This window comes from Marinobacter sp., from assembly GCF_014859525.1.
In the GTDB taxonomy this organism is placed as follows: Bacteria; Pseudomonadota; Gammaproteobacteria; order Pseudomonadales; family Oleiphilaceae; genus Marinobacter.
Genome location: NZ_JACUUB010000010.1, coordinates 36,638 through 56,522, shown reverse-complemented (window position 1 = coordinate 56,522; position 19,885 = coordinate 36,638). Strand labels below are relative to the sequence as shown.

Below are 19,885 nucleotides of genomic sequence, written 5' to 3'. Positions count from 1 at the left end.
AATGATTCGATGGGGGCGAAAAACTCATCCCTTGGTAGTAGATGGTCTGAAGGCCGTACTGACCCTGTTCAGCCGGAATGGCTACTCGCAGGAGCCGCACGTTAAAGCGTGAATTCGCTTGGAACCAGTCGATTATCGGGTTGTTTGCTCCAAAGCTGTTTTCGCTAAAACAGAATACGGCGTTTTTTCGCCGGCAGTTCTGGGTGCTTCCTGGGCGAACCTGAACGTCAGCGCCACCCATGTGTGCCGTGCAAGCCTTGCACTCATCGCCCAGACGTTATTAACTTGCGCGCAAACTTTTTCTGAACACACACGGATTGATCTCATGGATTGGCTACAAGTCGTTTTCCTCGCTATTGTGCAAGGAGTTACCGAATTTCTTCCGATTTCCAGTTCGGCGCACCTGATCCTGGTCCCGGTCTTGACCGACTGGAAGGACCAGGGGCTGGCCTTTGATGTGGCCCTGCACTTGGGCAGCCTGGCGGCCGTGGTGATCTACTTCCGGCAAGATCTGATCAACATGACCCGCAGCTGGACGCGTTCCTTGTCTACTCGTCAGCTGGATGCCGATGCTCGCCTGGCCTGGGCGGTGATTCTCGGCACCATTCCGGTTGGTCTGGCCGCATTGGCGTTCAAAGACTTTATCGAAACCCAGATGCGCAGCGAAATCCTGCTCGATCTTGGCCTGTTCACCCTGGAGGTCAACGCGGCGGTCTGGATTGCTCTTGGCCTGATTGTGTTTGGTTTGTTGCTCGGTTGGGCTGACTGGCGCCATCGGGGCGCCCGTGAGGTCAGGGAGATGAACTGGAAAGACGTTACCGTTATTGCCATCGCCCAGGCCATTGCCCTATTCCCCGGCACCTCACGCTCTGGCATCACCATTACTGCCGCGCTGATGCTCGGTTTAAGCCGTGAAGCAGCTGCGCGCTTTTCTTTCCTGCTGTCAATTCCGGTCATTTTTCTCGCCTGTGCTCTGGAAGCCAAAGGTTTGTTGACGAGTGATGAATCGATTGACTGGGCCTTCATGGCTGGGGGCGTGCTGCTCTCCGGGATCAGCGCCTACCTGTGCATTCACTACTTTCTGGCTTTTATCAAACGTATTGGCATGCAACCGTTCGTGATTTACCGACTGGTCCTGGGCGCGCTGTTGCTATGGATCTTTCTCTGATCCTCACGACTGCGGCTTCATCTGCCACCCTCAACTACACAGCACAAGTCTGACTGAGTATCGGGCGCAGCGCTATTTTGCACGCTGACACATCTGCACTGCCGAAACAGGTTCACTTGCGCTGTGTACTGTTTCTTTCAGGCAGCCTAAAGCAAAAAGGGCTGCCCGCAGGCAGCCCAAAGGTCGATCAGTCAAACACTCTTACTTTGCAGAAACGCGATCCTGCGGCAGTTTGAACGTCCAGACCATACCGCCCTGGTTGAAGTCCCGAACCACTCTGGCGACTTCGCCGCCCCACAGCGGTACCGCACCACCCCAGCCGGAGGCGACAGACACGTACTGCTCACCATCCATTTCCCAGGTGACCGGAGTGCCAACCACGCCAGAACCCGTGTTGAACTTCCAGAGTTCTTCACCGGTTTTGGCATCAAATGCCTTCAGGAAGCCTTCAGGCGTGCCGGTAAATACCAGGCCACCGGCGGTGGTCATAGCGCCACCCCAAAGTGGTGCCGAGTTATTCTGACGCCAGACTTCTTTACCGGTTTTCGGATCCATCGCTCTCAACACACCGATGAAATCGTCGTTGGCTGGTTTGATGGTAAAGCCGGCACCCAGATAGGCTGCGCCTTTCTTGTATGAGACCGGCTCGTTCCAGATGTCCATGGACCATTCGTTGGAAGGCACGTAGAACAGCTCAGTATCCGGGCTGTAAGCCATAGGCATCCAGTTCTTGCCACCCAGGAAGGCTGGGTAAGCGACAACCGTTTCTCCTTTCTCACCATCCAGATCGGCCGGGTTACCCGGACGACCGCCTTCCTTGAAGATCGGCCGGCCTGTCTTGGAATCAAGCCCTTCAGCCCAACTGATCGTGTCCACGAACGGGAAGCCGCGAATGAATGAGCCATCCTCGCGATTCAGTACGTAGAAGAAACCGTTACGGTCGGCAGTTGCCGCAGCCTTGATGGTTTTGCCGTTTTCCTTCAGATCGAACGGAATCAGTTCGTTAACGCCGTCGTAATCCCAGCCATCATTAGGCGTGGTCTGGAAGTGCCACTTGATGCTGCCATCGTTCGGGTCAATGGCTACACGTGAAGCTGAAAACAGGTTGTCGCCTGGGCGCAGGTGCGAGTTCCACGGAGCGGGGTTACCGGTACCAAAGAACAGCGTGTCGGTTTCCGGGTCGTAAGTGCCGCCCAACCAGGTAGCCGCGCCGCCGCTCTTCCACATGTCACCCGGCCAGGTTTTGCCTGCTTCGCCACCGGAAATGCCACTCTCGATCTTCTTGCCATCTTTGTAGACATAACCCATGTGGCCTTCGACCGTCGGGCGGGTCCACAGCAGATCACCGGTTTTAGCGTCGTAGGCTTCTACTTTGCCGACAATGCCGAATTCACCACCGGAAACACCCGTAATCAGTTTGCCGTCAACCACAATCGGGGCTGCCGTGATCGCGTAGCCTTCCTGATAGTCCGCCACGGTTTTGATCCAAACTACCTTGCCGGTCTTCTTGTTCAACGCGACCAGCTTGGCGTCCAATGTGCCGAAATAAACCATGTCACCATAGATCGCCGCACCACGGTTGACCACATCACAGCAAGGCATAATGCCGTCTGGCAAACGTGCATCGTACTGCCAGATTTGCTCACCGGTCCGAGCGTCAACGGCCCAAATACGAGAGTATGAGGCTGTCACGTACATCACACCGTCTTCGATCAGCGGCTGTGATTCCTGACCCCGCTGCTTTTCCCCGCCAAACGAGAAAGCCCAAGCAGGTGTCAGATAATTTACGTTTGACGTGTTCAGAGTCGTCATCGGGCTGTAACGCTGGCCCTGGTAACCCATGCCATAGGTTACGATTTTGTCTACGGTTTTATGATCGTTGAGCAGATCCTGGTCGGTGACCGCGTGGGCCCCGAAGGAAACGGCCAATGCCAGGGCACTCGCCGTAAAGGTCTTGCCGATCGATATTGAACTCATGGTAGCGCTCTCCAATTCTCTTGTTTTCAGATTCGATGGCGAACCGGGAAGTTTTCCCGCCTCTACCACCTATTCTTGTTGCCGGCCGGAGTTGCAACAATTAACCCCACGCACAGGTTTTCTCATCACTTGGTAGTACGACCCAACCTGAAACAGAAAAGCCCGCGCTAAGGCGGGCTTTTCTGTTTCAGACAAGTTTCTACTCGGCCTCTTCAGGCCCGAGAATGACGTCGTAATAAGCCGGACGGCTGTAGGAAAGTCCGTGCTGCTGATACAACTCCGCCAGCTCACCGTTTCTGACCATACGGTCGACCACTGCTTCCACCGAATAGCCGAGTGCCCGATGGAGATGACGTACCGCAATCCCGACATCCCAGGATTGTTTGGTAATACCCGGAAACCCATTATTAGCCATGGCGAGCGGTCGGTCAGAATGCGCTTTAAGGTTATGTTCCAATTCAGCGCGCATGCCCATAACAGCTGAGACATCGCCTTTTGCCATGGCATCGAAGGCTTTAGTAATGGTCATGTAGTGGTTTACCTGATCACGCATCTGCCCACCGAACGTCGAGGTTAAATACGTAGCCGGCAGGGTGTCGATCTCGACACCGATGGGATGGTACTGAAACTTGGCAATCGTATTAACATCCCCCAGCTTCTCCTCATCGAACACAATTTTCCAATGTTCTTGCTGGTAAGGCGCAACAAACACGACCTGTTCATTGATCATCTCACCGGTAGAATCCCGCATGTACTTGAACACGCTGTCGTAGGGCACGCGCATCATGATGTCTGCAACCCGGGTTTTCGACAGATAATGTCCTTTCCAGATGTGGTTCCGCAGGTCATCACCCAGGTTCTCATCGGGAGTGATCCAATAAGACCGAAACTCTACGCCCAGGGCATCGGCAATGCGCCGGCCCAGATCGGCATCAACACCTTTGGCCTCACCATTTTCTTCATAGGAGTAAGGCGGGAAATCCTTGTACATGCCGACATTCAGAAAACCGGAATCCTGAATAATATCCAGAGTCCGGTCCGGAATGAGCAGGCGCGTCTCCTGTGCGTTCACGTTTGCCACGGACAGGGCAAACAATACCAGCAACACACGAAATGCAAATGTCATGAATCGACCTCCCTAAATGCCAGCGGCCCAGAGCCGGATAATCAGTCTCTGGGGAGGGACTCCACATAGGTACGAATGGCCCAGATGGCTGTCTGATCCAGATTCTGTTTGAACGATGGCATGCCTCGGCCGGTGCCGTTAGTCACCCTGCCAACATAGTATTCATCGTCCCACTCGCCCAGCTCGCGCAAGTCTGGGGTTAACCCGCCAGACATCGCTTCAATGCCATGACAGACAGCGCAGTTACCGGCGTAACCGCTGCGCCCGACCTTGATGGCTTCTTCTCTGTAGGCGCTGTGCTCGTTGCCCTCTCGGAACGGGTTTTCTGTCAGCATTTCCTTACCAAGATCTGGCAAGGCCCCGGTATCAACGGGCTGCGGGGTAACATCACCATGAGCTAGAACGACGGAAGCCCCGAGAGCAAAGGTCGCAGCAATGGCAGATCGGGCAAAAAACTGAAGTAACATGGTCAGACCACCTCTTGTTTTCAAACTGTTATGGCTGGCCTTGTTGTTTCCCTTCAATATTGCCAGCGGCTTAGGTTAAGTCTAGGAATCCGGAGCTCCCACAAGAATGCCACTTTGGCCGCCTCGTTCTAGTTCCTTGGTAGTAGTCGAACAGGGTAAAAGAGAAAGCTCTGAGCAATCCGATGGCGCGACCACAACGGGCAACTGGCTTAGACCGCTCGCCCCAGCGAGGAGGCCAGGTGCATCAACGGAACGGCGAGCCGGACGCGGGTGCCCTCTCCAACACGACTCAAAAACTGAACCTCACCACCAAGGCAGCGGGCACGCTCGCGCATGGATCGCACGCCGAGACCTGCGTTGTCACGAAGCGGCTCATGACCAACACCGTCGTCTCGCACTTCGATGCTCAACTCATGATCACTGCGCGCGACCGCCAGAGTGGCGTGAGAAGCGTTAGCATGCCGGGACACGTTATTCAGGGCCTCCTGCAGAAAGCGGTACAGGTGTGTTTGCTGCTCACCGGTGAAGTCCGGCAAGCGATCGTCCATCGCCAGACGGCAATCCAGCCCGCTGAGCTGTTGCCATTGCTCAGCAAGATGGCGGATTGCACTCGCCAGGCCCAGCTGCTCCATGACCAGCGGATGGAGATCCTGCAATAAATGACGGAAGTGTTTCTGCACCGTTTCACAGTGCTCGGCCAGATTCCGGGCCTGTTGTTTTTGTTTGTCCGACAGATCGGGATCGTACAGCAGGCTACTGGCCTGGGCCCGAATGCCGGTCAGATACTGGCCAAGGTCATCATGAAGAACCCGGGCAATGTGCTCGCGCTCTCTGTCTTGAAGCTCCAGCAATTCGTTCAGCAACCGGCTGACGGTTTTCTGTTCGTATTCAAGCGCCTCTGCCATTGTATTGAAACGCTGAACCAAGACATCCAACTCACGCACCGACTGCCTCGGTAAACGGGCAGTCATTCGCCCCTCAGCGACAGCTCCCATCGCTCTGGACAGGCCAGTCAACGGTCGTAAGCCCTGCCGCACCATGATAAACAGCGCCAAAAAGCACAACACCATGCCGAGTACATACGACCCTGTGATCAACAGAAAACTTTCCCAGATCTCCTCGATTTCGTCGGAGGGGTCCAGATGCCAACCGTTGATCTCAACGTGTTGAACCTCAACGTTGACCGCGTTAACAAACCAGAGAGGGTATTTTCTGCTATCAGCCACGTCCATTTCCGTGGCGGGCCTGAGGTGACGCACGCCCGACAAGGCTGCCTCCGGTATGTATTGGGGAGCTGACAGGTGGCGAGCCAGCTCAGCCACACCGATCATTTCTCGTTCCACGTCAGAACGGGCCTGCTGCACGTAAAGTGATGCACCCAAAACATAAATGACGATGAACACCGCCAACATGATCAAGGCTATTTTCCGGTATGCGGTCATTCTTGTTGTCTGCTCCGCCAGCTTGGTAACTGTCACCCCTTTATGCTATGCCTGCCACAGCTTCCCGAAATAGTCCTTTAGTACCGGTGCTTTGCTACTTTCTGAATATTTCATGGCTTTACCCCCTTCTCTAAGCTGTAGTGAAAACAACAACTGGAGAACCGAATGTCTCTCTTATCCCGGGCAGCGGCAGCTACGCTATTTACTCTGGCAAGCGCAGGCCCGCTTCAGGCGGATGCTCTCGATGTTCGTATTGGTTACGTGCAATGGATCCCGGACCGCGGTCCGGTGCTCTCAAACATCATTCCCGAGCCTGCAGATTCCGGGCTTCGCGGCGCCGAACTGGCCATCCAGGACAACAGCACCACGGGCCGTTTTCTCGGGCAGAATTTTGAGCTGAGCAGTGACGTTAGTGATTCCCACGACGACGCCCTTGCCGCCTTTGAGGCGATGCACTCAGACGGCACCCGATTATTCGTTGTCAATGCTCCGGCCTCTACGTTACAAGCGATCATGGCGCGAGCCAGCGACGATACCCTTGTGTTCAATGCCGGGGCCAAAGACGACGCGTTACGTACCGCCGAATGCCACGTCAACCTACTGCACACGGCCCCCAGCTACGCCATGCTCACCGACGCGCTCGGTCAGTGGCTGAACATGCGGCGCTGGAACAACCTATTCCTGATCACCGGCCCCACCGACGAAGACAAAGCCTGGGCGGACGCCTTTCGTCGCTCTGCCAACCGGTTTGGCCTCAAGATTGTTCAAGACAAACCCTGGACCTTCGACGCCGACTTGCGCCGGTCTGCCATTAATGAATTGCCTGCTTTCACTCAGGCCCGGAATTACGACGCCGTGGTGGTTGCCGATGTGCGCGGTGATTTTGGTGAGTACGTTCCTTTCAACACCTGGCTGCCCCGGCCCGTGGTCGGCACCCAGGGCATGTCTCCAGTAACCTGGCATCGAGCGGTTGAGGCCTGGGGCGCAGCACAGTTGCAAAGCCGGTTCGAGAATCTCGCCGGCCGCCATATGAACAGCGATGACTATGCCGCCTGGGCCGCCATTCGCTCTGTGGGTACCGCGGTTACTCAACTGAAAGCTGCTGAGCCTATGGAGTTGCGCAACTTTTTGTTCACCGAACAGTTTCAATTGGCTGCGTTTAAAGGTCGCAGCCTGAGCTTCAGGGACTGGAACGGCCAGCTCCGACAGCCGATTCCGCTGGTACACCCGAATAGCCTGGTCGCCCAGGCACCGTTCGACGGGTTCTTGCACCCTAATACCGAAATGGACACGCTCGGATTTGACCGGCCAGAGAGCACCTGTCGAATCAATCGCTGACCACGCCGGCGCCTAGCTGATTACAAGAAGGAGTAGGATCATGAAGTCACTGTTCAAACATTTAGCTCTGGCGGCTCTTATCGGCTTGTCAGGCCCTGCGCTGGCCAGTCTGGCCTATGTGTCTAATGAGCGAGATAACACCATCTCGGTGATCGACACCCAGTCCATGGAAGTGATAGACACCCTTCCCGTGGGTGCCCGGCCCAGGGGTATTCTGTTTTCCGGGGACTACAGCAAACTCTATATCTGCGCCAGTGACGACGACACCGTTCAGGTGATGGACCTGGCTACCCGCACAATTATCGATACCTTACCCTCCGGTGCAGATCCTGAGCAGTTTGCGTTGCATCCCAACGATCGTCATCTCTACATCGCCAACGAAGACGACGACATTGTGACCGTGGTAGACGTTAAAACCAAAGAGGTACTGGCCCAGATCGACGTGGGCATCGAACCCGAAGGCATGGCCATAAGCCCAGATGGAAAGTGGGCCGTCAATACCAGTGAGACCACCAGCATGTTGCACTGGATCAACACCGAAACCTTTGAAATTGAGAAAAACAGTGTTGTCGGTCAGCGCCCCCGTCATGTTGAGTTCACTCGGGATGGAAAGATCGCCTGGGCGTCAGCAGAGATTGGCGGCACCGTGCATATATTTGACGTAGACACGATTGAAGAGATCAAGCTGATCAACTTCCAGATTCGAGGTGTTCCGCAAGATCGCGTGCAGCCGGTTGGCATTCAATTGACGTCGGATGGCAAGTACGCCTTCGTAGCCCTTGGACCGTCCAATCACGTGGCCGTTGTTGATGCCCAGACTTATGAGGTTCTGGACTATCTTCTGGTGGGCGCCCGGGTATGGCAGGTGGCGCTGGATCAAGATGAAAAGTTCCTTTACACCACCAATGGTGTGTCTGGAGACGTTTCGGTCATCGACGTGGATCAGCTGAAGGTCATCAAATCGATCAAAGTGGGCCGCTTCCCTTGGGGTGTGGTGATTGCTCCAACGTCATGACCATTACCGCGAGTAACCTCAGCTTTCGCTATGGCGACAAGCCTGTGCTCAAAGAGGTCAGCTTTACGCTGACTTCTGGCCGTTTTCATGCACTGCTGGGCCCTAATGGCGCCGGCAAATCGACCCTGTTCGGACTGCTGACACGACTGCTGGCCCTGCAACAGGGCGACATTCTGCTCGACGGCCAATCCCTGAGGAAACAGCCAGCAGAAGCCATGCGCAAAATTGGTGTCGTGTTCCAGCAGAACGCCCTGGATCTCGACCTGACGGTCCGCCAGAACCTTCAATATCACGCAGCGCTCCACGGCCTGTCACGCAAGCAAGCCCGTGCCCGTGGTGATCGGGAACTTGAGAGGTTCGGGTTGCTGGAGCGTGCCAACGAGGCAGTGCGTCAGCTTAACGGTGGCCACCGCCGCAGAGTCGAAATCGCCAGAGCTCTGCTCCACGCACCGTCACTACTGCTACTGGACGAGCCGACCGTTGGTCTGGACGTCGCCAGCCGCAAAGCACTGAATGAGCACGTGCGCGCTCTTTGCGAACACGATAACTTGACGGTTCTTTGGGCGACCCACCTGATTGAAGAGGTGCGTGAAGACGACCGGGTACTGATTTTGCACCAGGGCCAGCTGCTGGCAGACGACGCCGGGCGCGCCATCTGCGAGGCTGAGGGTACAGATGATCTCGCCGGCACCTTCCATTCCCTGACAGGAGCAGGCTGACATGAAAGCAGCGCATTACTGGCATTGTTTTGTCGGCATTCAGACCCGGGAATGGCTTCGGTTCTGGCAACAGCGAACTCGTTTTGCCAGTGCTCTGGTACGCCCCCTGCTGTGGCTGGTGGTGTTTGCCGCCGGCTTCAGGGCGGTGCTCGGCATTTCGATTATCCCGCCCTACCAGACCTACATTACCTATGAGACCTACATCGTGCCCGGCCTGTGCGGCATGATCATCCTTTTCAACAGCATGCAGGGTGCCCTGTCGATGGTTTATGACCGGGAACTGGGGAGCATGCGGGTACTACTGATGAGCCCGCTGCCAAGACCCTTTCTGCTAGTGACCAAGTTGCTGGCGATGGGGGCGGTGTCAGTTGCGCAAGTCTACGTCTTTTTGTTCATAGCACTGCTGGTGAACGTAGAACCGCCACGCTGGGGGTATCTGGCTGTGCTACCGGCACTGGTGCTGACCAGCCTGATGCTCGGTGCCCTGGGCTTGTTGATCGCCACCTGGATCAAGCAGCTGGAGAACTTTGCCGGAGTGATGAACTTTGTTATTTTCCCGATGTTTTTCATGTCCTCAGCGCTCTATCCGCTGTGGCGGATGAACGAGGCCAGTCCGTGGCTGTACTGGATCTGTCAATTTAATCCATTTACCCATGCGGTCGAGGCCATCCGGTTTTCACTGTACCTTCAGTGGAACCCGACGGCCTTTGGAATCACCACGGGAGTCACGGTGATTCTGGCACTGTTCGCTACGGCCGGTTTCCGGCCGCAACGAACACGCATTCTCGGCGGCAAGCCTGCCTGACCCTGGTGTCCCGTCTGGCTAAGGAATTAGCAAGACGGGACACCAGTTAACAATCAAGAATCGGCAAGCTCAGAGCTTCGGAGCTTGCCGAGCAGCTCCCTCACCAGGCCAGGGTCGCCCAGTTCATCGTTCCACTGCAGTTGCGCTGGTTTTCCATCCAGGTACCACAGGCGGTTAGCCAACATTTCTGCATCCTCACCATCGTGTGTTACACAGATCATGGCCATGCCTGGATTTGCATCCAGAATACCGGCGATCAACGCCTTCAGCTCACCGGCCATGATTGGGTCGAGGGATGCAAACGGCTCATCCAACAGCAACAAATCGGGCTTCACCGCCAGGCACCGAGCCAGCGCCGCCCGGCGTGCCATCCCCAGAGAAAGCTGATCTGGAAGATACTGACCATACCCAGGAAGGCCCACCTGGGCCAGACAGGTTTCGGCCTCCTGCTCACTGACACCGACAAGCATCAGATTGGCAGACAGCGTTCTCCAAGGCAGCAGACGATGCTCTTGAAACAGATAGCCAACCCGAAGCTTGTCACGACCCAGAACGGCTTCATCAGGAATGGATGTGTCGAGACCCGCGATGGCGTTCAGCAACGTGGTTTTGCCAATACCAGATGGGCCAAGCAAACAAATCCGATCGCCACGAGTAATGGTTGCATACACTTCACCAAGCACCGGTTGGCCGAAATCACGGCCGGCAATCCTGAGCTCAAGCATGCGCCGCCTCCGGTTGCCGCCAACGGTTTGACCGCCGCTCAAGAGGCTGCAGTATGGCCAACTCGATCAGTTGGACCACCAGAATAAAGGCCAGGCTGTAGGCCAGAATGGCCGCCACATCGAACACCTGAAAAGCCAAATGCAACTGAAAACCAACCCCACTGGACCGTCCCAGCAATTCCACCACCAGAACAATCTTCCAAATAAGCGAAAGCCCCCCGCGAGTGGCTGCCATCAGATAAGGAGAAAGCTGCGGTACCCAGACTTCCCGAATACGCTGCCAGCGGGTGAAATCGTAAACCGTAGCCATTTGTTCAAGACGATAATCGAGACTGCGAGCGCCCTCACGCACCGTCACGGCCACGTTGGGAATCTTGTTGATGACCACCGCCATCACCGCTGCCACTTCGATCAAGCCAAACCAGACATACATCAGGATAATGGTGACCAACGCTGGCAGATTGAGCAGCAAAACCAGCATAGGATCAAACAGCGCGTTGGTCGTTCTGGAGCGCCCCATGGCAATGCCAATGACGGTTCCAATAAACATGGCCAATGTGAAGGCCACCGCCACCCGGGACAGCGTTGCCCCCAGATGATACCAAAGTTCTCCATTCGCAGACTCTACCTTCAACGTGTGAAGAACCTGTAGCGGAGTGGGCAGCAAGGGGGAATCCAGAAACCAGGCAAACGCCCCCCAGAACACCACAAACAGGGGCAACACCACCCAATAGCTCCAGACCGGTGGGCGCCCACTACGGGTGCTCACAAAGCCCCCCGGTAAAATAACGACTCATCCATCACCGATGCGTCGTTCGCCCCGGTCAATATCAGCAAGCGCCGAAGATCCGCCAGTCGATCAGGCGTTATGTCTGCCGGGTTACCGGCGATAAAACCGTCTCGAAGCTCCGCAAATACTCCGTCGTCAGGGTTATTCATTAATGGCCTCAACCGCTGCCAGTGCGAAGGATTACCGGCAAGCTCGTCCTTGGCTTTTGCCAGAGAACGGGCAAAACGATCGACCAATGCGGCATTTTCCTGAGCCCAATCATCGGCGAACACATAGCCAAGCACGGGCAAGTTAGCATCCAGATCCAGATCATGCAGCAGGTCCGCCATACGGAAGGCAGACCGCCAGCCCCCCTCGCCTCTCAAGCGAGCTGCGAAATGCCAGTAAGTCACAATCACATCCACTTGCTTGCGTTTAAGCGCCTGGTTCAATAGGGGCGGGGCGGCAAACTGAACGCTGGAATCGGCATTAAGATCCAGGCCCTGGCTGGCAGCAACCTGCTGGAGCAAGATCCAGCCTTTACTATCAGGGCCTCCGGCAACGCCTATCCGCTTGCCTGCCAAATCCTGGACAGTCCGGATCTGTGAGTCGTCTGCCACTACGATGTCGCCGATCTGAGATGAAAACGGCACGTAAAGGTAGGGAACACCCGCTGCATAACGCGCCTGAGCCCAGAGCAAATCCGCCACGGCGCCATTGACTGACCCGCTGGTTACGGCAAGCCGGGACGCCGGCAGGTTGGCCACCAATCTCAGGTCAAGGTTATAACCGTGCTGACGATCCAGCTCAAAGTGCTGAATATGGTCAAGCTCCCAATGAGCTGTTCCAAACTGTAAAACACTGATCGTAAGCGTGGGCAACGTCTGACTACCATCCCCCCTCGCTAACGCCGGGGCCAACAACGAGCCGAAAAGCAAAATCAGCATGAGCAAGGCGCCAAGAAGGCGTGTGCTCATTTCCATCATCGGGCGTATGATTAGACTTGTTCTTATGGACTGTTTCATAGCACCACGATACGAAGCCCACAGCGACACAAGAATAGTACTTTGGTGTTTGTTTTTTGGTGCGATGGTCGCATTCAACCCCAGACCAATATCGCGTGTAATGAAATCAACACAATAATAAGCAGAGGGTTTCCTGATTTTGCCTAACCTTCTGCACAGGAGGCCGCCATGCAAACCGAGCTCGATGCCGCAGTTTCATCGAATAACCGCTATGATGATGTCGAAACTCCCCCAGAAAACGAAACCAAACAACAAGTAGGATCATCTATGGAGCCGGCGTACAAGATCCTGATAGCCGACGACCACCCTTTATTCCGTGAGGCCATCAGCAGCGTCATTGCGTCGGGGTTTGTGGGCAGTCAGATCATCGAAACCGATGATCTGGACAGCGCGCTGGAGATGACGAGAACCAACGATGATCTGGATCTGATTCTGCTGGATCTCAACATGCCGGGCATGCATGGATTGAATGGCCTCATCACGTTGCGAAATGAAGCTCCAACGATTCCGGTGGTGATTGTCTCTGCAGAAGAAGACAAGCAAATCGTTCTGCAAGCCATCACTTATGGTGCCGTCGGTTTCATCACCAAATCGTCACCCAGGGCCCAGATGACAGAAGCCATCCAGCAAATCCTGAACGGCAATGTGTACCTGCCGTCAGATATAATCCGCATGGGCAAGGAAAGCACTAACCGTCGATCAAGACGGGAAGACAACCCCATTTCTCCGGAGCTACTGAACTCTTTAACCCGTCGGCAGCTGTTGGTGCTTGAAAGAATGTCCAAGGGCGAGTCCAACAAACAGATTGCCTATAACCTCAACATTGCCGAAACGACGGTCAAGGCCCATGTCTCTGCAATTCTGCGCAAGCTGGGCGTGCATAATCGAGTTCAGGCAATACTGTCAGCCAGTGATGTCGATTTCAGCCAATACCTTAAGCGCTAAGCGCCCAGCGGGCTGTTAACCCCGGATCACATGGCTCAAAACGCTGCGTAATTTGAGCGGTCTGACCGGCTTATTCATTAACAGATAACCCAGCTCCCGAATGTGCTGTTTCAGTTCATTGCTGTAATTAGCCGTAATCATCAGTACCGGCGCCGGCTTGCTGCGGCGCCCGTTAATCTGGGCAACCGCATCCACACCATTTTCATCGTTATCAAGATGATAATCCGCAAGAATCAGGTCAACCGGTGCTTCTGCAATATCCAATCTGGCATCAAGGTCCGCGAAAGAAACAGCCGTCACAACCCGACAATCCCAGCCTTCCAATAGCGTTTTCATGCCCTCACAAATGGCCTGATCATTATCAATTACCCACACACGAGCACCGGATAGACCACAGCCCATATCATCTCGCTCAGCGTTTTGCACAGCCGGACCTTCAGACTGAATCTGACCCAAAGGCACACGAACGCTGAACACAGATCCCTTCCCTTCGATCGAGGCAACGGACACTTCATGGCCTAACATTCGGGAGATCTTGTCAACGATCGCCAAACCAAGGCCCAGGCCTTTATCAGCTGGCGAGCCCGAGGGGCGAATGCGCTTGAACTCCTGAAAAATTTCGGTGAGCTTGTCTTCAGGAATGCCGGGGCCGGTATCCCATACCTGCACGAGAACATGCTCAGCCTGACGCCGACAGCCCAATAAAATCCGGCCCTTACCGGTGTAACGAATGGCATTGGTCAAAAAGTTTCGCAAGATTCTGGCAAGCAACTGGGAGTCAGAATTCACCACCGCTGATGATGGCACAAAATCCAGCTGAAGCTTCTCTGCCATCGCCATCTGTCGAAACTCTCGAGCAATGTTGTTGAGCAAGTCTCTCAGATCAAAGGCCATCACATCCGGCTTGATGACGCCTGCGTCCAGTTTCGAGATATCCACCAGAGTCCCCAGCAGATTCTCAACGTCATCCAGAGAAACACTGACCGAGCGCACCAAACTCTCTGCTTTTGGCCCAAAACTCTGCTCTTGCAGGGCACTGGTAAACAAACGGGCCGCATTCAATGGCTGCAACAGGTCATGACTGACGGCCGCCAGAAACTTGGTTTTCGAGAGGTTGGCTTGCTCGGCTTCCAGCTTGGCTTCCCGCAAACGGGCTTCAACAGATGCCCGCTCAGCAATTTCTTCGCGTAGCTGGCTGTTCACATCGGTCAGGGCAGCCGTGCGCTCTCGAACTCTTCGCTCGAGATTGTCATAAGCCTGCTCAAGCGCCAGAGCCGTCTTTCGACGATCGGTAATATCGCGAATAAGAACAAAGAAACCGACAACCTGGCCAAGCTCATCAATATTAGGAACATACGAACGAAGCATATAGCGCTGCTCGCCCCGGACGCCTTTTTCATCGAATTCAAAAGTCACACTGCGACCGTCCATCACCTCAAGAACCTGAGGCAGCAGGCGTTGGTAAAACTCTGGCGTGTGCACTTCATCGAGTCGTTTACCGAGCGGTGAGGTCCCTTCCCGACCGTACCAGGCCTGGTAAACCCTGTTACAGAACTGCACCGTCAGATCGGCGCCTACATAAGCAATCAGTGCAGGCACATGGTCGGTGACCACTCGAATCCAGCGCTCGCTTTCTTCCAGCGCCTTGATACGTCGAGCCATTTCGCTGTTTTTGACGTCGGTAATATCAGAATAGAGTACAACCAGGCCGCCTTCCCGGGTGGACCTCTCCGTCATTTGCACCCAGCGCCCGTTTGACAACAAGAAGACCGTACCCTCTGCGTCCTCGTGGCTATGCTCTTCAACAATCAAACCAGAGGTTATCGCCAGGGCCTTGACGTCATCAATGGGGGTACCGGCCCGGGGCACAGGAAGGTTAGCGTGACGCCAGTAACTGCGGAACCGACTGTTGGTCTGGATCAGGCAGTGGTCCCGATCAAACAAAACAAAACCATCGGCGATACTCTCGATGGCATCGTTCAATCGCTGGCGTGAAGTCTCAGCCTCTTCACGGGCTCGAATCAAGGCTTTATTACTGGTTTTGAGCTCTTCCATGGCGAGGTTCAGTGCCTCTGTCCGCTCTCGCACCTGCTCCGCCAGAATCACCGAATGCTCAAAGGCCGCGTAGGGCTCAGCTTTGTGGGCTGAACCAGACTCCACTCTTACGATGAGTGCATCCCGAATGCTCTTCAGACGCCTGTTCTCTGCCTCCAGCTCAACAATGCGCTCATCCTTAGACGCATCATCAGAGCGTTCCCGGCAGTCAGGCGCTAAATTCTGGCTGGCCAATCACCACCCCCGTAAATGTCTGGTTGATGTGCATTCCGTTGAATTGCTCTCCGTAGGTATTAAAGCCAACCACCTTATGCTCTTTCAGGAATTCAGAAACCTCGTCACCCTGCCCTGTCAGCTCCGCCTCCAATCGTCGCAAAAAACAGTCACAGCCGATGGTTACCAGGGGTGCGCCAACCAGGCGTTCAGAGGTTTCGATCTGCTCCCTGACACTGTCGAGGAGAGACCCGGGCGCCATACCAACCATAACGATGCCGGTCTCTACGGCACAGTAGAAAGTCAGACTTCCGTCCGGATTAACTCGCTGAATTGAACGGATAAAATAATTACTTCCAACCCGCACCCCAAGGGGACGAAGTGCAAACACCTTTCGGTCGAGTTGCTCAATGGGCACACCGACCGATCGGGCATAGACCTCGGCCGCGGGTTCTGCATTAAGCTCATACACTGTGCGACTTTCCGGACAAGCGTGAGTGACCACCAGCTTCTCATCCAGAGGCTGCATATGGTGGGTCGAGAACACACGGAAATCCAGGGGCGTGTTGACCAGCATCACCGTGGCAGCACCACAGTGAAATTCACCATCGTAATAAACGTGGGTATCGGCCAGCCGTTCGTCGTCTCCGGCTGAGCCACCAAACTGAGGGATTGTTCCGAGCGCGGCGTTAAGAGTTGCGAGAACCAACTCCTCACGGCTAGACAGACCGTCAAGCAGCGTTATGGCAAAGGTATTACCCTTGACCGGCGACAGCTGCGCATCACGACAGGTATTAAGCAGGTTATCAATAACGCTCTGAGCGTCTTGCAGAGTGAAACAATCAAGTTGACGGATCAACGCGCAGTCAATGGCAAAGTATCTTGAGTCAAAACCAATGGCGCTGATGCATCCGCGGTCATAGCCTCGCTCGGTGATCTCACCGGCAGAAGTGCAACCATATACCCGAGTCCCGGCGAACGCTTCTTGCAACGCTGGCCCCAGGCTCGCTAAATCGTACTCCACTGAACAAAAAAACAGGACCGTTCCCAGATGATCATGGCACAGCTGTCTAGCCAGATCAGCCGCCGCCTGTTCAGAATCGCGCAGGCTAGAACTGGCCACACGCACTGCTGGGAAAGAACTACCTGACTTCATTGATAGACTGCCACGAACGCCAGAACCTACTATAGATTTTACGCCTTCGCCACAACCCGCCAATGCGACTTCAGTGCTTTTCACAGGTGCCCCAAACCGACCGTAAGCCATTGATTTAGAACTCCCGCACTGTAAAGCTTACCGTTTGCCACTGTTTCAAGCCTGGCAAACCGGCACTTTAGTCTGATACCACCACCGCAAGCACCCTACCCTCGGGCGGGTGCTTGCAATAGCACTAAGAGAGCAAACGCCCTCAGAACATCACAACAGCCCCAAGAGCAAGCGTGTTCGCATCAGCGGTTTTCACACCCGTTGATTTTGTTTCTTGCTCGAACATGTTGTATTCCGCGACCAGCTTGAAATTGCTATTGACGTCGTGGAACACGGCAAATGAGGTATTTTCAGTTTCAAAGTTACCCTGGTCAGAGTCGGTTTCACCGTAGGACACAACAAAGCGGTTCGCGCCCAGTGTGTAGGACGCCTGCAGCAGGTAGCCGTCGGCATCTTCCTCTGATGAAAGACCAGTAGGAATAGTGGCTTCGTTTATCAGGATCGGCACATCGCCTTTGGAGGTAAAGCCGGACGCAGTCAATGAAAACCCTGCTACGGACGCTTTCAGACCATAGCCAACACCGCGGCTGTCGATCTTGGTGGTTGCATTTTCAGAACTTTGATGACGGCCATTGACCCAACCGGTCAGAGCCACACCGTTCAGGTCGGCACTGTAGGTGACTTCCGCTTCAAAGCGCGGAGCGGACTGCTCGGACTGAGCACCCGGCGTGGTGTTAGCAGGCTCAAAAATACCCGCCGCCACGTTCAGACCAGCCATATCCGGTGAGCGATAGGTGATCTGTGCTGACGGATTCGGGTACGGGTAGCCGGTCCGAATATTACCGAAGGACACACCTGTAGAGGATGCTCCCGGAGAACCAAAGCCCATCAGGATTTCATCCAGGAAAATGTTGGAGCGGGCGTACAAGCCAAAATCCTTACCGATCAGCACCTGACCAAAGCTACCGTCGACGGTTGCATAGAGCTGACGCACATCAATGGCCGTGTCAGTCGGTGACTCCATACTGTCATTGATGGTGCTCCAGAACGACGAGCGGCCACCCAGTGTCAGCTCGCCAATTTCCTTGCTGAAGTTAAACCCAATGGTATTGGGCAGAAAGCCCATCTTGACGTCCGAGTTACGAACATCACCGACCTTGTCATCGCGGTTAACATAAAACGCGTTGAAATAGCCGTCGACCGAAAAACTGGTGCCGTCTTCGTTGTACAGCTCGATGGCCGCATTGGCGCCAGCGCTGACACCCATGGTGGCCAACATAGCAACGGCTAACCCTGACTTTCTAAAGTTGTTGTTTTTCATACATCCCCCGGTTGTTATTGGAAATCTGGGCTCGGAGGGTCGGTTTATCCGACCGCTCCCGGCGAGTTTCACGCCTGCATTCCATGGTCGGTGAAGCCGCAGCGGTGGGAAATGAGTCTAGGGAGCAGGTTTTCTGCTCATTTGGGAGGCATCTGAAATGAAACTTTGGGAGTACTACCTGCCAGCAAGCTGCTCCAGTTCCAACAGGCAATCGTCAAGGAAGTCACCGGGGGTCGCCAGTATCGCTTCATCCGCCACCACGCCAAACTGAACCTGACTCGCGTAACTGACGATACTCACACCCAAGCCAATGTCACCAGCCTGAGGAACCCAAAACATCTGCTCGGTAATCGGACAGCCCGCCAGATAACGGGTTTCAGGGGAACCAGGCACATTGGAAACCACGGCTGACGCCTTGCGAAAAAACAAATCCGCCAGCGGCTGGCGGCCAATCTCTGGCAATAGAGAAGCACAAGCCGTCAGCCCCCAGGCAATGCCCGGCTGCCAACTTTTCTTGAGCTTTCGGGTTTCATGCTTGATGCGAAACAAGCGTTCCAGCGGGCTTTCGCCATCCACCGGCAAAGGCACAAACACGGTGCCAAAGCAGTTACCGGGTTCGTTTTCAGCGGGCGTGACACCCTCCGGCAGCCGGGACCGGATATCAACCGGCACCGCTGCGTGCAGCACAGCGTCGTCCAGTTGCTCTGGTGTCATACCCAGGCGAGGACGAACGGCGGCAGCGACACAGGCCAGCAAGACATCATTAATCGTAGTATTGGTGGCGCGGGCGATGGTGCGAAAATGATCAAGCGAAACAGGATCAGACCAACGACAATGACGCCGGCCCAGGAGTGGTCGCCTCAGGCTCGACGGCGTGTCTTCCTGCTCAACCAGAAACTCGCTCAATTCATGCACCATGCGCACGCTTGTCTGTGCCGCTCGCCCGACCCGGCCAGGCAGAGCGCCCGGCTCGGCTTCCTGCCCCGGCGCTAACGCTTGGCCGCCCTGAGAAAGCAACGACCCAAACCAGTGCTGAGCCGACTCCATCCAGTGCCCCAGGCGCGGGACTTCAGGTGCACCGTACCTGGCTGGATACTGTCTGGGCGAAGCAGGGCATAGCTTGCTGAAAATACTCTGTAGAGACAGGCCATCGGCGTAGCAATGATGAAGTCGCAACAACACCGCTGCACCGCCGTCGGCATTAGGCGCCAGCCAAAACTTCCAGGCCGGCCGGTACCGTGGCAATGGCTCATTGATGCGGGCGGACACCCACTCCTGCAACTGCTCACGGTTAAAACGATCGAGTACAACGTCCAGATGGTGAGACACAGAGAACGTCGAATCTTTTTGCCAGTACCAGGCGGGCGTTTTCCAGACCGGGCGACACAGAAAACGCTCCCAGGCCACCCAATAAACACTCAAAAACTCGCGTAGCCGACTGGCATTCAACCCGTCAACCCGCAGCATGATGGTAATGGTCATGGGATTTTCCGGCCGTTCTAAAGCCAGCCAGGCCGAATCCGAAGGCAGCATGAGATGCGATTGCTCTTGGTTCAAACCTGTCGTTC

At 55.2% G+C, this 19,885-nt stretch carries 17 protein-coding genes; 6 read left to right on the top strand and 11 right to left on the bottom strand.

The window, feature by feature from the left end; genetic code table 11:
* Window positions 1–325 precede the first annotated feature (325 nt).
* A complete protein-coding gene (locus tag IBX51_RS04560; RefSeq protein ID WP_291829116.1) occupies window positions 326–1,168 on the top strand; it encodes an undecaprenyl-diphosphate phosphatase in 843 nt (280 codons plus the stop codon).
* Window positions 1,169–1,369: 201 nt separating this feature from the next.
* On the opposite strand, the gene IBX51_RS04555 is transcribed toward IBX51_RS04560, so the two are convergent.
* From IBX51_RS04555 to IBX51_RS04540, 4 genes are all read right to left on the bottom strand, one after another.
* Window positions 1,370–3,145, bottom strand: a complete 1,776-nt coding sequence (locus tag IBX51_RS04555) for a PQQ-dependent methanol/ethanol family dehydrogenase (protein WP_291829114.1) — start codon at window positions 3,143–3,145, stop codon at window positions 1,370–1,372.
* 199 nt (window positions 3,146–3,344) lie between these two features.
* The gene (locus tag IBX51_RS04550) at window positions 3,345–4,271 is read right to left on the bottom strand and encodes a transporter substrate-binding domain-containing protein (protein ID WP_291829112.1); all 927 of its coding nucleotides are present in this window, start codon (window positions 4,269–4,271) and stop codon (window positions 3,345–3,347) included.
* A 41-nt stretch (window positions 4,272–4,312) separates the two neighbouring features.
* Window positions 4,313–4,738 carry a cytochrome c-550 PedF gene (pedF, locus tag IBX51_RS04545; protein ID WP_291829110.1) on the bottom strand — a complete coding sequence of 142 codons (426 nt, stop codon included), beginning with the start codon at window positions 4,736–4,738 and terminating at the stop codon, window positions 4,313–4,315.
* Window positions 4,739–4,947: 209 nt separating this feature from the next.
* Window positions 4,948–6,180, bottom strand: a complete 1,233-nt coding sequence (locus IBX51_RS04540; protein WP_291829109.1) for a histidine kinase — start codon at window positions 6,178–6,180, stop codon at window positions 4,948–4,950.
* A gap of 165 nt (window positions 6,181–6,345) precedes the next feature.
* On the opposite strand from IBX51_RS04540, the gene IBX51_RS04535 reads away from it, so the two are divergent.
* The 4 genes from IBX51_RS04535 to IBX51_RS04520 are packed head-to-tail and all read left to right on the top strand — an operon-like array spanning window position 6,346 to window position 10,057.
* Window positions 6,346–7,518, top strand: a complete 1,173-nt coding sequence (locus tag IBX51_RS04535) for an ABC transporter substrate-binding protein (RefSeq protein ID WP_291829108.1) — start codon at window positions 6,346–6,348, stop codon at window positions 7,516–7,518.
* A 40-nt stretch (window positions 7,519–7,558) separates the two neighbouring features.
* Window positions 7,559–8,533, top strand: coding sequence for a YVTN family beta-propeller repeat protein (locus tag IBX51_RS04530; RefSeq protein WP_291829106.1), 975 nt, complete (start codon window positions 7,559–7,561; stop codon window positions 8,531–8,533).
* Window positions 8,530–9,252: an ABC transporter ATP-binding protein gene (locus tag IBX51_RS04525; RefSeq protein WP_291829105.1), complete on the top strand. Its 723-nt coding sequence runs from the start codon at window positions 8,530–8,532 to the stop codon at window positions 9,250–9,252. Before IBX51_RS04530 ends, IBX51_RS04525 begins: the two co-directional genes overlap by 4 nt.
* 1 nt (window position 9,253) lies before the next feature.
* Entirely contained in the window at window positions 9,254–10,057 is an 804-nt protein-coding gene (locus tag IBX51_RS04520; protein WP_291829103.1) for an ABC transporter permease, read from the top strand.
* A gap of 53 nt (window positions 10,058–10,110) precedes the next feature.
* Here the strand turns inward: IBX51_RS04520 and IBX51_RS04515 are convergent, their stop codons facing one another.
* From IBX51_RS04515 to IBX51_RS04505, 3 genes are read right to left on the bottom strand one after another with little or no spacing between them, the layout of a single operon-like run.
* Complete coding sequence (locus tag IBX51_RS04515; protein ID WP_291829101.1) at window positions 10,111–10,782, bottom strand: ATP-binding cassette domain-containing protein; 672 nt, start codon at window positions 10,780–10,782, stop codon at window positions 10,111–10,113.
* Window positions 10,775–11,551 carry an ABC transporter permease gene (locus IBX51_RS04510; RefSeq protein ID WP_291829099.1) on the bottom strand — a complete coding sequence of 259 codons (777 nt, stop codon included), beginning with the start codon at window positions 11,549–11,551 and terminating at the stop codon, window positions 10,775–10,777. The genes IBX51_RS04515 and IBX51_RS04510 overlap by 8 nt, the downstream gene beginning before the upstream one ends.
* Window positions 11,548–12,498 (bottom strand): ABC transporter substrate-binding protein, encoded by a 951-nt coding sequence (locus tag IBX51_RS04505; protein ID WP_291829129.1) that lies wholly within the window; start codon window positions 12,496–12,498, stop codon window positions 11,548–11,550. The genes IBX51_RS04510 and IBX51_RS04505 overlap by 4 nt, the downstream gene beginning before the upstream one ends.
* Before the next feature lie 345 nt (window positions 12,499–12,843).
* Here IBX51_RS04505 and IBX51_RS04500 point away from each other — a divergent pair, with 345 nt between their 5' ends.
* Window positions 12,844–13,521: a response regulator transcription factor gene (locus tag IBX51_RS04500; protein WP_291829127.1), complete on the top strand. Its 678-nt coding sequence runs from the start codon at window positions 12,844–12,846 to the stop codon at window positions 13,519–13,521.
* Window positions 13,522–13,536: 15 nt separating this feature from the next.
* On the opposite strand, the gene IBX51_RS04495 is transcribed toward IBX51_RS04500, so the two are convergent.
* From IBX51_RS04495 to IBX51_RS04480, 4 genes are all read right to left on the bottom strand, one after another.
* Entirely contained in the window at window positions 13,537–15,744 is a 2,208-nt protein-coding gene (locus IBX51_RS04495) for a NahK/ErcS family hybrid sensor histidine kinase/response regulator (RefSeq protein WP_291829125.1), read from the bottom strand.
* Window positions 15,745–15,784: 40 nt separating this feature from the next.
* Window positions 15,785–17,056, bottom strand: coding sequence for a nitric oxide-sensing protein NosP (gene nosP, locus IBX51_RS04490; protein WP_291829097.1), 1,272 nt, complete (start codon window positions 17,054–17,056; stop codon window positions 15,785–15,787).
* 142 nt (window positions 17,057–17,198) lie between these two features.
* Window positions 17,199–18,317, bottom strand: a complete 1,119-nt coding sequence (locus IBX51_RS04485; RefSeq protein WP_291829095.1) for a porin — start codon at window positions 18,315–18,317, stop codon at window positions 17,199–17,201.
* Between the two features lie 174 nt (window positions 18,318–18,491).
* Entirely contained in the window at window positions 18,492–19,799 is a 1,308-nt protein-coding gene (locus IBX51_RS04480; RefSeq protein ID WP_367166337.1) for a WS/DGAT domain-containing protein, read from the bottom strand.
* Between the last annotated feature and the right edge of the window lie 86 nt (window positions 19,800–19,885).

Excerpts from the sequence above, each read along its gene's own strand:
- IBX51_RS04560 (WP_291829116.1), top strand. The coding sequence starts at position 326 with ATGGATTGGCTACAAGTCGTTTTCCTCGCTATTGTGCAAGGAGTTACC.
- IBX51_RS04555 (WP_291829114.1), bottom strand. The coding sequence starts at position 3,145 with ATGAGTTCAATATCGATCGGCAAGACCTTTACGGCGAGTGCCCTGGCA.
- IBX51_RS04550 (WP_291829112.1), bottom strand. The coding sequence starts at position 4,271 with ATGACATTTGCATTTCGTGTGTTGCTGGTATTGTTTGCCCTGTCCGTG.
- pedF (WP_291829110.1), bottom strand. The coding sequence starts at position 4,738 with ATGTTACTTCAGTTTTTTGCCCGATCTGCCATTGCTGCGACCTTTGCT.
- IBX51_RS04540 (WP_291829109.1), bottom strand. The coding sequence starts at position 6,180 with ATGACCGCATACCGGAAAATAGCCTTGATCATGTTGGCGGTGTTCATC.
- IBX51_RS04535 (WP_291829108.1), top strand. The coding sequence starts at position 6,346 with ATGTCTCTCTTATCCCGGGCAGCGGCAGCTACGCTATTTACTCTGGCA.
- IBX51_RS04530 (WP_291829106.1), top strand. The coding sequence starts at position 7,559 with ATGAAGTCACTGTTCAAACATTTAGCTCTGGCGGCTCTTATCGGCTTG.
- IBX51_RS04525 (WP_291829105.1), top strand. The coding sequence starts at position 8,530 with ATGACCATTACCGCGAGTAACCTCAGCTTTCGCTATGGCGACAAGCCT.
- IBX51_RS04520 (WP_291829103.1), top strand. The coding sequence starts at position 9,254 with ATGAAAGCAGCGCATTACTGGCATTGTTTTGTCGGCATTCAGACCCGG.
- IBX51_RS04515 (WP_291829101.1), bottom strand. The coding sequence starts at position 10,782 with ATGCTTGAGCTCAGGATTGCCGGCCGTGATTTCGGCCAACCGGTGCTT.
- IBX51_RS04505 (WP_291829129.1), bottom strand. The coding sequence starts at position 12,498 with ATGCTGATTTTGCTTTTCGGCTCGTTGTTGGCCCCGGCGTTAGCGAGG.
- IBX51_RS04500 (WP_291829127.1), top strand. The coding sequence starts at position 12,844 with ATGGAGCCGGCGTACAAGATCCTGATAGCCGACGACCACCCTTTATTC.
- nosP (WP_291829097.1), bottom strand. The coding sequence starts at position 17,056 with ATGGCTTACGGTCGGTTTGGGGCACCTGTGAAAAGCACTGAAGTCGCA.
- IBX51_RS04485 (WP_291829095.1), bottom strand. The coding sequence starts at position 18,317 with ATGAAAAACAACAACTTTAGAAAGTCAGGGTTAGCCGTTGCTATGTTG.
- IBX51_RS04480 (WP_367166337.1), bottom strand. The coding sequence starts at position 19,799 with ATGACCATTACCATCATGCTGCGGGTTGACGGGTTGAATGCCAGTCGG.